14 protein-coding genes are annotated in these 14,365 nt (G+C 62.9%); 6 read left to right on the forward strand and 8 right to left on the reverse strand.

Annotation, left to right across the window (positions count from 1 at the left end):
• The first annotated feature begins 45 nt into the window (after window positions 1–45).
• From ACN9MZ_RS22495 to ACN9MZ_RS22515, 5 genes are all read left to right on the forward strand, one after another.
• Window positions 46–690, forward strand: coding sequence for a response regulator transcription factor (locus tag ACN9MZ_RS22495; protein WP_130310986.1), 645 nt, complete (start codon window positions 46–48; stop codon window positions 688–690).
• Window positions 691–826: 136 nt separating this feature from the next.
• The gene (locus ACN9MZ_RS22500; RefSeq protein WP_426339097.1) at window positions 827–1,639 is read left to right on the forward strand and encodes a Crp/Fnr family transcriptional regulator; all 813 of its coding nucleotides are present in this window, start codon (window positions 827–829) and stop codon (window positions 1,637–1,639) included.
• Window positions 1,640–1,768: 129 nt separating this feature from the next.
• The gene (gene hemP, locus ACN9MZ_RS22505) at window positions 1,769–1,972 is read left to right on the forward strand and encodes a hemin uptake protein HemP (protein WP_426339098.1); all 204 of its coding nucleotides are present in this window, start codon (window positions 1,769–1,771) and stop codon (window positions 1,970–1,972) included.
• A gap of 73 nt (window positions 1,973–2,045) precedes the next feature.
• On the forward strand, window positions 2,046–2,375 hold the full coding sequence (locus tag ACN9MZ_RS22510) for a hypothetical protein (RefSeq protein ID WP_426163432.1): 330 nt from the start codon (window positions 2,046–2,048) through the stop codon (window positions 2,373–2,375).
• Between the two features lie 8 nt (window positions 2,376–2,383).
• Window positions 2,384–3,619: a DUF2325 domain-containing protein gene (locus tag ACN9MZ_RS22515; protein WP_426339099.1), complete on the forward strand. Its 1,236-nt coding sequence runs from the start codon at window positions 2,384–2,386 to the stop codon at window positions 3,617–3,619.
• A 61-nt stretch (window positions 3,620–3,680) separates the two neighbouring features.
• Here the strand turns inward: ACN9MZ_RS22515 and ACN9MZ_RS22520 are convergent, their stop codons facing one another.
• From ACN9MZ_RS22520 to ACN9MZ_RS22545, 6 genes are all read right to left on the reverse strand, one after another.
• Window positions 3,681–6,443 (reverse strand): TonB-dependent receptor plug domain-containing protein, encoded by a 2,763-nt coding sequence (locus ACN9MZ_RS22520; protein ID WP_426339100.1) that lies wholly within the window; start codon window positions 6,441–6,443, stop codon window positions 3,681–3,683.
• Between the two features lie 339 nt (window positions 6,444–6,782).
• Window positions 6,783–8,150 (reverse strand): sulfite reductase subunit alpha, encoded by a 1,368-nt coding sequence (locus ACN9MZ_RS22525; protein WP_426339101.1) that lies wholly within the window; start codon window positions 8,148–8,150, stop codon window positions 6,783–6,785.
• The gene (locus ACN9MZ_RS22530; protein ID WP_426339102.1) at window positions 8,147–9,187 is read right to left on the reverse strand and encodes an FAD:protein FMN transferase; all 1,041 of its coding nucleotides are present in this window, start codon (window positions 9,185–9,187) and stop codon (window positions 8,147–8,149) included. Before ACN9MZ_RS22530 ends, ACN9MZ_RS22525 begins: the two co-directional genes overlap by 4 nt.
• A gap of 4 nt (window positions 9,188–9,191) precedes the next feature.
• On the reverse strand, window positions 9,192–10,019 hold the full coding sequence (locus ACN9MZ_RS22535; protein WP_426339103.1) for a DUF4198 domain-containing protein: 828 nt from the start codon (window positions 10,017–10,019) through the stop codon (window positions 9,192–9,194).
• A 9-nt stretch (window positions 10,020–10,028) separates the two neighbouring features.
• Window positions 10,029–10,544: a DUF2271 domain-containing protein gene (locus tag ACN9MZ_RS22540; protein ID WP_426339104.1), complete on the reverse strand. Its 516-nt coding sequence runs from the start codon at window positions 10,542–10,544 to the stop codon at window positions 10,029–10,031.
• 10 nt (window positions 10,545–10,554) lie between these two features.
• Entirely contained in the window at window positions 10,555–11,178 is a 624-nt protein-coding gene (locus ACN9MZ_RS22545) for a PepSY-associated TM helix domain-containing protein (protein ID WP_426339105.1), read from the reverse strand.
• Window positions 11,179–11,372: 194 nt separating this feature from the next.
• Between ACN9MZ_RS22545 and ACN9MZ_RS22550 the strand changes: the two genes are divergently transcribed.
• A complete protein-coding gene (locus tag ACN9MZ_RS22550) occupies window positions 11,373–13,655 on the forward strand; it encodes a catecholate siderophore receptor Fiu (RefSeq protein ID WP_426339106.1) in 2,283 nt (760 codons plus the stop codon).
• 48 nt (window positions 13,656–13,703) lie between these two features.
• Here the strand turns inward: ACN9MZ_RS22550 and ACN9MZ_RS22555 are convergent, their stop codons facing one another.
• Window positions 13,704–13,940: a hypothetical protein gene (locus ACN9MZ_RS22555; RefSeq protein ID WP_426339107.1), complete on the reverse strand. Its 237-nt coding sequence runs from the start codon at window positions 13,938–13,940 to the stop codon at window positions 13,704–13,706.
• A 25-nt stretch (window positions 13,941–13,965) separates the two neighbouring features.
• Window positions 13,966–14,310: a KGG domain-containing protein gene (locus ACN9MZ_RS22560; protein ID WP_426339108.1), complete on the reverse strand. Its 345-nt coding sequence runs from the start codon at window positions 14,308–14,310 to the stop codon at window positions 13,966–13,968.
• Window positions 14,311–14,365: the final 55 nt, after the last annotated feature.

Below are 14,365 nucleotides of genomic sequence, written 5' to 3' on the forward strand. Positions count from 1 at the left end.
CGGGCCGGAGTGTGAAGACAAATATTGCTAACTTTTTGAGGAACCATGATTCGAATTGTCATTGCCGACGACCACACCATCATGCGCGAAGGGCTCAAGCGCATTCTTGACGGGGCTCCCGACATCGACATCGTAGGCGAAGCCATCGACGGCTTCGAAGTCCTCACCCACATCCGCCAGGGCGGCTTCGACCTGCTGCTGCTCGACCTGTCCATGCCCGGACGCAGCGGGGTCGACCTGATCCGCCAGATTCGCAGCGAGTCCCCCAAGCTGGCCATCCTCATCCTCACCATGCACGAGGAAGAGCAGTACGCGGTGCGCGCCATCCGCGCCGGCGCCCAGGGCTACCTGACCAAGGAGAGCGCCGGCACGCAACTGGTGGGCGCCATCCGCAAGGTCGCGTCCGGCCGCCCCTACATCTCCACCGAAGTGGCCGAACAACTGGCGCTGAATATCATGCAGCCAGCCGAAACCCTGTTGCACAAACAGCTGTCCGACCGCGAATTCGAGGTGTTTTCGCTGCTGGTGTCGGGAAAATCCATCACCGAAATCGCCAACGGCCTGCATTTGAGTGTGAAAACCGTCAGCACCCACAAGACCCGCATCATGCAGAAGATGGGCATGGCGTCGCTCTCCGAAATGGTCCAGTACGCAGTGGCGCACAAGCTCCTGACCCCGTTCAAAGCATGATTGGCAAGGTTGACTTTAGGATAATTCCTACATTCCCCCACTGCCCTCCTACGGGCATATTCAGCAACGACTGATATTTTTCCCACATTCACGTTGGCATACTGAAACCATTCCGTTTGGGAACCAGGAGATCAGCATGCTCTCAACGCAACCCGTGTCCCATGAGGCCGGCCGCCAGCGGCAAGGCCGTTTGTGGTCCAACCTGAAAGAAGTGTGCGAACTGCTGCACTTGCCGCCGGTATCGCTCAATTCTGAAGAGCTGCTGTTCCAGCATGTGCAGTTCAAGACCGGCCAGCGGGTGCATACCATCGGCCAGCCGTTCGACATGCTGTACGTGGTGAACTCCGGGTTCATGAAAACGGTATTGATTGACGAATTCGGCAACGAACAGGTGCTGGCCTTCCCGATGAAGGGCGACCTGATGGGGGTGGACGGCATCCACAGCAAGACCTACGCCTCGGAGGCGGTGGCGCTGTCGGACTGCGACCTGATCCTGCTGCCGTTCAAGAAGCTGGCCACGCTGGGCCGTACCCACGTGGAGCTGGAGAACATGATGTACGGCGTGATGAGCCGCGAACTGGTGCGCGAGCAAGCCATGATCGGCATGCTGGGCGCCCTGAGCGCGGAGGCGCGGGTGGCGCGCTTCCTGGTCACGCTATCGGAAAAGTTTTCGCAGATGGGTTATTCGAGCAAGCTGTTCAACCTGCGCATGACGCGCCATGAGATCGGCAGCTACCTCGGATTGACGCTGGAAACGGTCAGCCGCACCTTGTCAGCCTTCAACGAGATCGGGCTGATCAGCGTGGACCAGCGCACCATCGGCATCAAGGACGTCGACGCCCTGAAATCGCTGCGTCGCCTGCCGCCATCGCGCACGCGCAGCAAGCTGCCATCGCGCGCCAAAGCCGCCGCCAGCGAAGCTGCCGTGCCGCTGCTGGCGACTTTGTAAAGAGTACTACTCACCCAGCTTTGGCCCGCTTCGGCGGGCCTCTTTTTTTCTTCAATAATTTATTTGACAAGCATTGCCGACCTGAGCATAATGCAAATGCGAATCATTCTTATCTGAGGAAAAATAACAATGTCTTCTACTGCCACTATCGACGCCCCCAAACCCAAGGCTGCTGCCGCCCCTGCCGCGCAGCAGCCGACCCCAGCCCAACCGCTGCGCCGCTATACCACCGCCGGCCTGATGGACGACCAGCGCGAAATCGAAATTGAACATGCCGGCCGCATCTACCGTCTTCGCATCACGCAGTTGAACAAGCTGATCCTGACTGCCTGAAGCTTACCCTCCCCAATCGCCAGCCAGCCGTCACACGCGGCAGCCAGCCACCCCTGAAACTTTGGAGTGAATCATGGCTATCGACCGCAACGACCCGATCTTCACGCACAGCGCCGCTGCCCGCCAGCCGGAACTGATGCTGTCCGCCGTGCTGCACCTGATGTCCCACTATACGGCCAACGCCGCCGACAACGGCGGCTGCGTCAAGCTGGCATCGGTCATCGAGCGCCACCTGAAAGCGCTGGCGGCGCTGCCTGACCTCTCGCCCGTGCTGCGCGCCACCTGCCAGCAACTGTGCGAACAGTGGGGCGCCGTGGTCGAACATGCCCGTCCTCCGCAGGAACGCGCCAATTTCCTGGCGCGCCTGATCGGCCGTCCCCGCCCTGCCCCGCTGGCGGCCTGAGAGCCATCATGTGCGACAAGCACGACACCCCGGCCGCCAAGGCCGCGGCGGAAGAACCGGCGCGCCGCCGCCGCATCTGGGACCTGCCCCACACCTGCCACTGCCCCCTGGTCGGCGTCGGCCTGCCTCTTGGCGTGCTGCGCAAGATCGTCACCAAGGCAGTCGGCGGCAAAGTACTGGCAGACGACTATGAAGTCCACGTTGGCGCCGTCAGCGAATGCGGCAACCGCAACCGTCTGTCCGAAGCCGTGCAAAAGGAACTGGAACGCCGCTATGCGGTGGTGATCCAGCGCTTCCGCCACGCCCGCGACACAGCGGCACTGGAAGCGTTGTGGGAAGCTGCGGTCGCCAGCGGCGATGTGCCGGGCCCGTTCTGGGCCGGCCTGAGCCACCCGCACTGCACGCTCGAACTGCAGGAACGCATGTGCCGCGACCTGCACATGATCCAGCACCAGGCCGGCGCCGCCACGCGCGCCGACATCAGCCGCCTGCAGGCGCTTGAACAATCGAATGCCGCGCTGGAGCGCGAACTGGCACGCCTGCAGCAGCGCAGCGCGGCCTGGCAGGCCGAGCGCCACGCCGAACAGGAAGCCCATGCCGCCGCCATGATGCAGCTGCGCGCACAACTGGTGGGGCGCGACAGCGTGCTCGCCTCGCTGCGCCAGCAACTGGACGAACTGCACGCCACCGTTCCCGGCCTCGCCACGCGCGAACGCCTGGCGCGCCAATTGGCCGACACCGAGCAACGCGTGCACCACTTGCGCACCGAAGCCGCCGCCGCCCGCGCCGAAGCCAGCGCCCTGGAACGCCAGCTCAGCGAAGCACGCGCCGCATTGGCCGCAGCCGCGGCGCAACCGTCGCCCGCCATGCCGGCAGCCGCCACCGCCGCAACGGGCGGGCCGGCTGCCAGGGCGGGCACCACCTCGCAACGCATCACGCTGCACGGCCTGCTGGCCGAGCGCGTGCTGTGCGTCGGTGGCCGCGCCGGCAATGTCGCCGGCTACCGCAGCGTGATCGAGGAAGCCGGCGCCGAATTCCTGCACCACGACGGCGGCCTCGAAGATAACGTCGCCCGCCTGGAAACCAGCATGGCCGCAGCAGACCTGGTGATCTGCCAGACCGCCTGCATCAGCCACAGCGCCTACTGGCGCGTGAAAGACTTCTGCAAGCGGCACCAGAAGCGCTGCATCTTCGTCGACAACCCCAGCGTCACCACCCTCCAGCGCGCGTTGGAACCACAATAAAAAAAACGCCCCGGCGCTTGCGCGCACGGGGCGTTTTGCTACTTGCTACTGAGGGCGGCGATTAGAAGGTGTAATTGCCGGTCAGGTAGAAGGTGCGGCCCATTGGGTCGGCGTAGCGTGGGTCGAAGCCAACCTGGTGGCCCGAGGAGTTACGCAGGGACAGCGGTGGGTTGCGGTCCAGCAGGTTTTTGATACCAGCGCGCAATGCCAACTGCTTGTTGACAGTCCACTTGCCTTGCCAGTCCCAGGTCAGGTGCGAAGGCACGTGCAGGCGGATTTTTTCCAGCTTGTTGGTATCCAGGTTCAGCACGGTCGACTGTGCATCGGTGTAGCCATTGCGGTAGTTGGCGATCAGGGTATTGCTGAACGCGCCGGTTTCCAGGGTGGTGGTCCAGCGAACAACATGACGGAACGCGACCTTGTTGTCGGAACCGAAGAAGTTCATGTCGTTGGTCCACTTGTCCGAAGTGCCAGGCTCGGTGTAGTCGGACTTGATCAGGTAGGTACCTGCCAGGTTCGAGGTCAGGTTGCCGAAGGCGAACTTGTGACGAGCGGTGAAGTCCCAGTCGATGCCCTGGTTGTGGGTCTTGCCGATATTGATCGACAGCGACTTGATGGCCCAGTAGGTGGAACCGGTTGCTGGCTCGGTGTAAGTGGTGATCAGGTCGCGCCACTTGACTGGGTCCGCGAAGATCAGTTGCTCGGACACGGACGACACTGCATCGGTCATCTTCACGTCCCACAGGTCAGCGCCGAAGGAAAACGCATTGGTTGGTTCAGCACGGAAGCCAATGGTGAACTGCTTCGATTCTTCTGGCTTCAGCTCTGGGTTACCCACGGAATACACGTTGTATTGGGTCTTGCCTGGGCGGCACAGGGAGTTGTTGCCCAGTACGGATGGGCAGGAATAGGAGCTGGCGGTGAAGCCGGCGGTAACCTGTGGCTGGGCGATATCCAGCATCGAAGGCGCCTTGAAGCCGGTGCCGTAAGAACCGCGCACCAAGAAGCCGGTGGTCGGCTGCCAGCGTGCCGACAGCTTGTAGGTGGTTGCGTGCTCGCGCTTGCCGATAGTGGCATTCTTCAGGCCGTCGTCGATTGCCGAGTAGCCATCGTAACGCACCGCTGCCGTCAGTTCGACCGACTTCGAAAGCGGGGCCGCCACTTCGGTGAACACACCGTAGGTATCGCGGTCCATGTCGTACTGCGCTGGGGTGTTGAAGTTATAGATCGAGCCATTGCTTGCCGCTACGCTTGGGGTCTGCTCGTAGTGGTAGTTACGGAAGTCGCCGCCCACAGCGATCTGCGCTGCGCCACCTGGCAGTGCGAACAGTTCACGCGAGCCGCGTGCATCGATACCCTTCAGGGTGGTCGAAGCTTCGCGGATCGAGCCGCGGAAAGTCGCGTCGGACAGTTGCTGTGCGCTCGCCGTGGTGCTGCCAATCGGCTCAAACGGGTTGATGGTGCGGTTGGCAACCATGTCGCGGAACTGCTGGTTCAGGGCATAGCCGTCGGTGTAGCGCTCGTCGATCTTGTTGCGCGACCAAGTCAGGCCGGTGTTGAACGACCATGCGCCCAGATCGCCTTCGAGGCCGGTAACGAAATGGGTCGAATCAGTGATGGTGTTGCTGGCGCGGCTGCCGAAATCATAGGTGCGATACAGCGCGTTGACCGAGTACAGGCGCGATTCCTGGTCCGCAGTCAGGTATGGCTTGACGTACTGGTTGTAATAGGACGAGCCCTGGTCGATGGTGATCGGCGCGGTATTGGCAGCGATACGGGCAGTCAGGTCCAGGCGCGACAGCGCGGTTTCAGCGAACAGGTTGATGTTGTCGTTCAGCTTGATGGTCGCCTTGCCGAAGAAGCTATCGCGCTTGTTCTCAGGGACGATTTCAACCATGGAGCTGGAATCGAAACCGCAGTTCTGGGTGGTCGCGTCATTGGTTGCCTGTGCGAAGTTCAACGGTGCGCACTTGCCGCTGGTCTTCAGGTAGGGATTGAAACCGATGGTTTCGAAACCTTTGGCCTCGTCGCCGGCGACTTTGTACATCTTCACCGACGCGTTGGCAGCGATCGCCGAGGAGCTGGTGCGGTCCATCACGTAGTTGTGGCCATTGTGGCTGAACGGCAGGTACGAGGTCTTGGCGAATTCACGCTCGGTTGCCTTGACAGCCTTGCGCTCGTCGTGACGGTAGGAGCCGACCAGCTTGATGCGGCCCGCTTCATCAGTCCAGCCGGAGGTCAAGTTGAAGTAGCTCTGGCGGCCGGAACTGCTGTCGAAGGGCTGGGTCATGTTCGCTTCGACCGTGGTGGCCTTGACGCTGTCCTTCAGGATGAAGTTGATCACACCGGCAATCGCGTCGGAACCGTACAGTGCGGAAGCGCCGTCGGTCAGGATTTCGACGCGCTCGACTGCGCTCATCGGAATGGCATTCAGGTTGACGGCAGAGCCGGAACCTTGCGGCGCGACGCGACGGCCATTCAGCAGCACCAGCGTGTAAGCTTCACCGATGTTGTGGATCGACGCGGACACGTTGCCGCCCGAATTGGAACCTGCAGCGACTGCGTCAACGGTGAAGCCTTGCATTGCTGGCAGGGCCTGGATCAGGTCGGCTACGGTGCCGGCGCCGGTCTTGGCGATGGTTTCGGCGGACAGGCGCTGCACTGGCAATGCGCCTTCGACGGCGATACGCTTGATCGCGGAACCGGTGATTTCAACGCGCTGCATCGGCGCTTCTTGCGCGGCAGCGTGGCCGGTTGCGATCAGGGCCAGGGCGGACATCGCCAGGCGCACGGAACGCGCACCGATCTTTTCTTGGAATGCCATTTCTTTACTCCTTCGGGTTTCTAAAAACGTTCGAATGAGCAAAGTTTCTTTTTTGCATTTTGCTCACCGACCGCGGATTATGGGGGGAGCAAACCGGCAATTTAATGCCCAGCTAATACATTTCTGAAAGTTACAGGGAAAATTCGCAGGAAAGCGAAGGAATCGGAATTTAATTTGCTAAAAAAGTGAGCATGTGTAGTTTTAACGCAACAATGAAGTAAACTTATTCAATACCTATCGATTTATTGCAACCAGAACTTGCCACTCATACCGAAGCTATGCTTGTAATAAATTGTATTCAGACTTGATTGAATTGTATTGATACTTGACTATTGGCAATCAATAGACATCGCGCCGGTAACGCCCCGAACTGGATATTTCCCTCAGTTGCTGGTCTGTAAATATCTCGCGCAGCGCCTGGTCGACCCCTGCGGCCATGCCTTCCAGGCTGCCGCAGACGTAGATGGCGGCGCCCTCGCGCACCCACTGGCGCACGGTTTCGGCCTGGCGCAGCAGCAGGTCCTGCACGTACTGCTTGCCGTCCGGGCCGCGCGACCAGGCCAGGTCCAGGCGCGGCAACAGGCCAGCGCGCTGCCAGGCTTCCAATTCATCGTGGTAGAAGGCGTCATGCGCCGGATCGCGTTCGCCAAACAGCAGCCAGTTGCGGGCCTGGCCAGCAGCGGCACGCGCCTTCAGGTGGCCGCGCAGCCCGGCGATGCCGCTGCCGTTGCCGATCAGGATCAATGGGCGCCCCGCATTGGCTTCTAGCCGGAATCGGCGGTGCTCGCGCAGGCGCAGACGCACCATGGCGCCCGCCTCGGCCTGCTGTGTCAGCCAGCCCGAGGCCAGGCCGTGGCTGCCGTCGCCATGGCGGTGCAGGCGCACCAGCAGGTGCACCCTGCCATCGGGAGGGATGGAGGCGATTGAATATTCGCGCGGGCGATCGGGATCGGCTGGCGCCGCGACCTGCACCAGGTCGCCCGATTGCCAGGCCGGCAGCGGCTGGCCTGGCATCGGCTCCAGTTCCAGGTGGTAGATCGGCGCACCGGCGCTGCCGGGATTGAGCTGGCGCCGCGCGGCCAGGCGCCATTCCGCGAAATCGGGCGCATCCCAGTCCGGCGCGTCGCTGGTGCCTGCCAGGTGGCTCAGTTGCTGGCGCCAGGTGGCGATGGCAGGAGCCGCGCTGCGGTCGGCTTCGACGCGCGGGAACAGCGCTTGTGCGCCGCGTGCCGCCAGCCAGGCGTCGAGCGCCCGGCCAAAGCCGCAAAAGCTGCTGTAGGCGCTGTCGCCCAGCGCCAGCACGGCGTAGTGCATGCTGCCCAGCTGGAGGTCGCTGCGCGCCATCAGACGCTGCGCAAAGCGCGCTGCGGCGTCGGGCGGATCGCCTTCGCCGTAAGTCGACGCCAGGAACAGCGCGCGTTCGGCCGCCTGCAGCGTGGCCGCATCAAGCTCGTCGAAATCGCACAGCTGGTTCGCGATGCCGGCCACGCGCAAGGTTTCGCTGGTCTGGCGCGCCAGCAGTTCGGCATTGCCGGTCTGGCTGGCGTAGGCTACCAGCCATGGCGAGTCGCCCGCCGCCGCGCGCGCGGCCTGCGCCTGGGCACGGGCGCGGCGTGCTCGCAGCCAGGGCAGCAGGCATACCAGGCCATAGCCGGCAATCATGGCGGCGCTCAGGCCGAGGCGGGTCGGGTCGTTCGTCAGGATCATTCTTCTTCAAGCATTTTCTGGAAGCGGCTGCTGAGGATTTCGCGCAGTCCCTTCCCTTCGCGCATCAGGAAGCGCGCAGCCAGGCCCTTGCGTTCAGCCAGCGCCAGTCCTTGTTCAGGGCCGAGTACCGTGAGCGCAGTTGACCAGGCATCGGCCGCCATCGCGCTTTCGTGCACCACCGTCACCGAGGCCAGCCCATTGGTCACCGGCATGCCGCTGCGGGGATCGATGGTATGCGGGCGCCGCGTGGCGTTCTGCATGAAATACTTGCGGTAGTCGCCGGAGGTGGCAACGGCCAGGCCATGCAGCGCGACGGCGATTTCCCCCGCGCTGCCGGCGCCAGGCGCCTGCGGTTCTTCCAGCGCCACCCACCAGGGCTGGCCATCGGGCTTGAGGCCGGCGCCACGCAGCTCGCCGCCAACTTCAACCAGGTAATGGCGGCAGCCCTGGGCTTCGAGGTATTGCGCCAGCCTGTCCACGCCGAAGCCCTTGGCCACCGCCGACAAGTCAAGCTGCACGCCGCCGGGCTGGAAGGCGCGCTTGCGCGCGACATCCAGTTCCACCGTGCGACCCGACATTCCGGCGCGCACGGTCGCCACATCGCGTGCGCTGGGCGGCACGAATCCGGCTTCGTCATGGCGGCCAGTCGGACCGAAGCCCCACAGGTTCACCAGCAGGCCGGCGCAGGGATCGCAGGCGCCCCCGGTCTCACGCGCCACCTCGAGCGCGTATTTCAGGACTTCGAAAAAGCCGGCTGGCAGCGCATGCCAGGTACAGGCGCCGGCGCGGTTGAAGCGGCCCAGGTCGGAGGCCGGCTCCCAATGACTCATCTCGCGCACCACCTGGTCCAGCTGCTCCTGCAAGCCGGCCTGCAGGCCCGCGGCCCGCAGCGGCACGCCGGCGGCCATGGCGCCAGGCGCCAGCGCTACCCGTGCCGACCATGTGGTCCCCATGCTGGCGCCGCCGAAATCGACGATGCCCGCCCCCGCCGGCGCTGGCTCGGCGGAGATGGTGGGCGGCAGCAGTACCCGGCGCACCTGCTTACTGCGGCAGTACTTCCACCGTCGCTGCGTAAGTTACGCGGCGTGGCGGCATCTGGCGCGGCCCCGGCTGCTGGCCGGCTTGCGGCGCGGCGGCTGCAGGCCAGCTGCTGGACACCAGGTACATGCCCGCCTGCGGAATCTTGAAGCTGATCTCGCCCTTGGCATCGGTCGCCATGCGAATCTCGCCCAGCGTGCCGCGATAGCGCACGCCGCCTGGAATCAGGCTGAAGGCCTGGTTGGCCGCCGGCTTGCCGTCCAGCAGGAAGCGCCAGGTGGCCTGCTCGCCTGCGCGCATATCGTTCGGGTGCGTCACCGGCACCAGTTCCAGGCCAACGCCAGTCGGCTTGAACACCGCTTCATCGGTCTTGTTGGCGCTGACGAAGGTCTCCAGCCGGCTGGCTGTGCGCGACACATTCAGTTCTTCCGCATTGGCCGGCACGTTGGCCGCCAGTTCCGCCTCGGAACCGCGCCAGCGCTTCATCTCGCCATTGACCTTCCAGCTCGCCATGACCGACTGGCTCACCAGTGCGATCTTGTAAGTGCCCGGCTTGGCCATCTTCACATCGAAAGTGGAACGCAGGCGGCCGGTCAGAGCGTTCAGCATCTCGACCTTGGCGCCATCAGGGCCGGTAATCGAAATGCCATCGAGCTTCAGCGGCTGGTGGTCGATGTCGAACAGGCCTTCGGAAATCGCGGCGTCCACGGTCACCCAAGGCTCCTTGGAATCAACCATGGAAGACGAAGGCAGCAGCCACGGCTTGTGCGCCTGGGCGCTGAAGGCGGCGCCGGCCAGTGCCAGCGCGATCAGGGTTTTGCTCAGCTTCATGGCCGCTCCTTATGGTTTGACTTGCACGGTCACGTCGCCCAGTTCTTCCTTGCCCTTGGCGGAGAAGGACTGCGCCGATTTCGGCGGCCATGCCACCGGCACTTTCACCAGCTCGCGGCCACCCGCTTCCCGCGCAGCTTCCACCACCAGCTGGTAATTGCCGGCCGGGAGCTTGTTCAACGCATCTTTCGCGACCGGGAAGCTCAGCGAAACTTCGCCCGGTGCGCGGGTGGCGCCGCTCACGCCATCCATCGGCATTTCGACGTCGCGGCCCGCCTTGCGCCACCACTGTCGCATATCCTTCAGCCACTTGGTACCGGCATTGTCCTTCTTCTTCACGTCGTACAGCACGGCCAGGTTGGTCACAACCTTCTGATCCGCGTTCTCCAGCCAGGCCGCCACATATGGGCGGTGGTATTCAGCGACGTTCAGTTGCGGGAGTTCGAATGTCAGCGTCAGGTCGGCCGCCATCGCGGACGCGCTCACCAGCGGCAAGCCGACGGCGATGGAATAGCGAAGTTTCATACAGAGGTCCTTAATGAATATAGAGCAAAGCGATAACACAGGGAATAACGACACCCAGGCCCACCATCGGCCAGGTGAACGGCCGCTTGGCCGCGTGGAATTTCAGGATCAGCAAACCGGTAATGCAGAACACCAGGCAGGCCGCCGCAAAGATATCGATGAACCAGTTCCAGGCCGCGCCGGTGTTGCGGCCCTTGTGGACGTCGTTCAGCCACGAAATCCAGCCGCGGTCCGTGTTCTCGAATTCCGCAGCGCCATCCTCCAGGCCGATGCGCACCCAGGCATCGCCGCCCGCCTTCGGCATCGGCAGGTAAACCTCGTCGGCCGACCACTCGGCCTCGCGCCCGCCGGCCTTGATCGACCACGTTTCGCGCAGCCAGCGCTCGCCCGCTTCCGGCAGCGGCGCTTTTTCGCCGTCGTGCTTTTCTGCGAAGGCATGCAGTTCTCCGACCAGGGCGTCCGGCGCCGTGGCCTGCTTGCGCACCACAGACGGCTTGGCCTCGATCTGGCTGGCGTGATTCAGGGTGATGCCGGTAATCGCAAACAGGAACATGCCGAGCAGGCACATGGCCGAACTGACCCAATGCCATTCGTGCAGGAGCTTGAGCCATACGGCGCGTTTGGCGTGGCGCATTGCCTCGTTTTCTGGACTGCCCAAGTTGTTACTTTCCATAAGTGAATACCGGATGATAATGCACCGGGCTTGTCAATGCAATTGAGAATCGTTATCATTTACATTGCTTTACATACCCGCTATCGCCAGCCACCTCCAGTTTGACGGATGCAGCCAGCCGCCAAACATCAACTGCATCAAATCTGGAGAGAATTTTGACCATCCGTAGCCGCAAGCACACGCTGGCAGCCCAGCCCCTGCTGAACCAATCCCTGCTGGCCATGGCCGCCATCGGCCTGCCCCTGTCCGTGCAGGCCCAGGCACAAGAAAAGACCATGGCCGAAGTCAAGGTGGAAGCAGCCGCCGACGTCGCCTACAAGGCCGACCGCGCGTCTTCGCCGAAACTGACCTCAGCGCTGGTGGATACCCCGCAGACCATTTCCGTGATCAGGAAAGAGCTGATCAAGGAACAAGGCGCCTCCTCCATCGTCGAGGCACTGCGCAACACCCCGGGCATTACTCTCCAGTTGGGCGAGAACGGCAACACCAGCGCTGGCGACACTTTCCAGATGCGCGGCTTTGCCGCCCAAAGCAATGTCTTCGTGGACGGCATCCGCGACCTGGGTGCAGTGACCCGCGAAGCCTTCAACGTCGAACAGGTCGAAGTGGCCAAAGGCCCGGCCGGCGCCGACATCGGCCGCGGTGGCGCGGGCGGCTACATCAACCTCGTTTCCAAGCTGCCGACCCGGGAAGAATTCACCGACGCGTCGCTCAGCTTCACCCAGGGCGGCGTGAAGCGGCTCACCGCCGATGTGTCGCGCGCCTTCGCCGGCAGCGGCGCCTTCCGCATCAATGCCCTGGCCTCGGACGGCAGCATGAAAGGCAGCCGTGCCCTGGACCGCGAGAGCAAAGCGATTGCACCGGCTGTCGCCTGGGGCCTGGGCACGCCGACCCGCGTCTACCTGTTCTCGCAGCACATCCGCCAGGACAACGTGCCTGACGGCGGCATCCCCAGCGTCGGCGTGGCAGGGTTCTGGAACGACATCAAGGTCACCGGCAACAATGCCGCGCTGCTGAACGCGCCGCGCGTGGACCGCAACAACTGGTACGGCCTGAACGGCGACTATGAAAAAGTCGATGCCGACATGGTGACGGCAAAGATCGAACACGAACTGGCGCCGAAAACCACCCTGACCAATACCACCCGCTACGGCAAATCCAAGATCGACCGCATCCTGAGCGGCATCAATGCGATCACGGCCAAGGGCAGCAACTATGCCGACTGGACCATCGCACGTACGCGCCAGAGCGTCCTGCAGGACAACAAGATCCTGGCCAACACCACCAACGTCGTCAGCGAATTCACGCTGGGCGGCCTGCAGCACACGCTGTCGACCGGCTTCGAACTGCTGCACGAAGAGCAGTTCACGCCCACCCGCACCGGTCTGGGAAATTCGACGGTTTCTGCCACTGCGGCACCGCTGGCCAGCCTGTACCAACCGAATCCGAACGACGTGCTGCTGAACTTCAAGCCTGCGCTGAACGGCGTCTATACCGATGGCAAAACCGACACCGTGGCGGCCTACCTGTTCGACACCATCAAGCTGAACGAGCAATGGCAGGTGAACGGCGGCGCACGTTTTGAGCATTACAACACCACCACGAGCGGCGCTGCGCTGGTCAACAATGTGTTGACCCCATCGCACGTCGAGAAGTCCGACTCGCTGGCCAGCTTCAAGCTCGGCCTGCTGTACAAACCGACCGTGGACGGCAGCATCTACCTCGCATTCGCCAACTCGAAAACCCCGCCGGGCAGCGCCAACTTCTCGCTCTCGGCGCAAACCGCCAACAGCATCAACAACTCGGCACTGGACCCGCAAAAGACCACCAACGTCGAACTCGGCACCAAGTGGGACGTGATCCAGAAACAGCTGGCCCTGACCGCGGCACTGTATCGCACCACCAACAAGAACGAGTTCCCGCAACTGGTGGACGCGGCCACCAATACCTACTCGCAACTGGGCAAGCGCCAGGTGCAAGGTATCGAACTGGGCGCCGTGGGCCAGATCACCAGGAACTGGAGCGTGACCGCCGGCCTGGCCACCATGGACACCGAGATCAAGGAAGGCTTGACCGGCAATGCGACATCCGCACCGGGCGCGGCCAGCCGCTGGTCGCCGAAAGTCTCGGCGACGATGTGGACCACCTACAAGTTCGACGACAAGCTGACGATGGGCGGCGGCGCGCGCTACATGGGCAAGCAAGAACGCCTGGTCGACCCGACCAAGTCGGCTGCAGAAACCAATATGCCTTCGATTCCGCACTACACGGTGGTCGACGCCATGGCTTCGTACCGGCTGACCAAGAACGTAGCCCTGCAACTGAACCTGTACAACGTGTTCGACAAGTTCTACGTCAACACGCTGAACAATAGCGGCGCACGCGCGACCCTCGGCGCACCGCGCTATGCACAGCTGACCGCGAATTTCATGTTCTAGGAAATAAGGCGCAAAAAGAAAGGCGGGCTGGCAGCCCGCCTTTTTTATTCAAACGCCGGAACTTGCATCCGGCCCTGGCGCACCGCCTTCGGTGCCCAATCCACTGCCGCCCTGCCGCGAACCGCTTTCCGTAGTACTTTGCCGGTTACCCGGCAAAGGTCGGTCGGCGCGGCGGATCTGCCCCTCCGGAACCTCGGCGTTGGCTATTTCCGGATGCTCTGTATCGACCAGCACAAAGTTTTGCTGGTTCTCCGTGTCCTTACTGGGTTTGTCAGGCCTTCCCATGCTGGCCTCCTTACTTCAATGAAACTTAGTACTTATCGCCACCCTGCTTGTTGCCCTGGTAGTCCTGCTGGTAGTCCTTGCTCAACTCCTGCTGGCCCTGACCGGGTTGCTGCTCGGTACGGCTGGCATTGCCACGCGAACCGCTCTGGCGGTTGCCATCGTTCTTGTGGCTCATGCTGCCGGCGCGGCGTGCTTCCTCGGAAGTGAATTCGTGTGCCGTGCCCTTCTGGTGGGCTGCGCGGCCGCCTTCGGAAGCAATTTCCCTCTGGCGTTGTGGGTCCATGGAGGCAAAGCCACGTGCACTTTGCTTGCTGCCGGCCGGACTGTCCTGCCGGTTGCCGCGTTTGTCGCCTGGATTGTTCGAAGCCATGATTCGTCCCCCTGCTTGGTTCGGTGGAAAAGACCCCCGCCCCTTACCGTAGGCG

This window comes from Pseudoduganella sp. S-14 (genome assembly GCF_049913285.1).
In the GTDB taxonomy this organism is placed as follows: Bacteria; Pseudomonadota; Gammaproteobacteria; order Burkholderiales; family Burkholderiaceae_D; genus Rugamonas.

What these genes read in the sequence shown, in the direction of transcription:
- ACN9MZ_RS22495 (WP_130310986.1), top strand. Translation starts at nt 46, where the DNA reads ATGATTCGAATTGTCATTGCCGACGACCACACCATCATGCGCGAAGGG.
- ACN9MZ_RS22500 (WP_426339097.1), top strand. Translation starts at nt 827, where the DNA reads ATGCTCTCAACGCAACCCGTGTCCCATGAGGCCGGCCGCCAGCGGCAA.
- hemP (WP_426339098.1), top strand. Translation starts at nt 1,769, where the DNA reads ATGTCTTCTACTGCCACTATCGACGCCCCCAAACCCAAGGCTGCTGCC.
- ACN9MZ_RS22510 (WP_426163432.1), top strand. Translation starts at nt 2,046, where the DNA reads ATGGCTATCGACCGCAACGACCCGATCTTCACGCACAGCGCCGCTGCC.
- ACN9MZ_RS22515 (WP_426339099.1), top strand. Translation starts at nt 2,384, where the DNA reads ATGTGCGACAAGCACGACACCCCGGCCGCCAAGGCCGCGGCGGAAGAA.
- ACN9MZ_RS22520 (WP_426339100.1), bottom strand. Translation starts at nt 6,443, where the DNA reads ATGGCATTCCAAGAAAAGATCGGTGCGCGTTCCGTGCGCCTGGCGATG.
- ACN9MZ_RS22525 (WP_426339101.1), bottom strand. Translation starts at nt 8,150, where the DNA reads ATGATCCTGACGAACGACCCGACCCGCCTCGGCCTGAGCGCCGCCATG.
- ACN9MZ_RS22535 (WP_426339103.1), bottom strand. Translation starts at nt 10,019, where the DNA reads ATGAAGCTGAGCAAAACCCTGATCGCGCTGGCACTGGCCGGCGCCGCC.
- ACN9MZ_RS22540 (WP_426339104.1), bottom strand. Translation starts at nt 10,544, where the DNA reads ATGAAACTTCGCTATTCCATCGCCGTCGGCTTGCCGCTGGTGAGCGCG.
- ACN9MZ_RS22545 (WP_426339105.1), bottom strand. Translation starts at nt 11,178, where the DNA reads ATGCGCCACGCCAAACGCGCCGTATGGCTCAAGCTCCTGCACGAATGG.
- ACN9MZ_RS22555 (WP_426339107.1), bottom strand. Translation starts at nt 13,940, where the DNA reads ATGGGAAGGCCTGACAAACCCAGTAAGGACACGGAGAACCAGCAAAAC.
- ACN9MZ_RS22560 (WP_426339108.1), bottom strand. Translation starts at nt 14,310, where the DNA reads ATGGCTTCGAACAATCCAGGCGACAAACGCGGCAACCGGCAGGACAGT.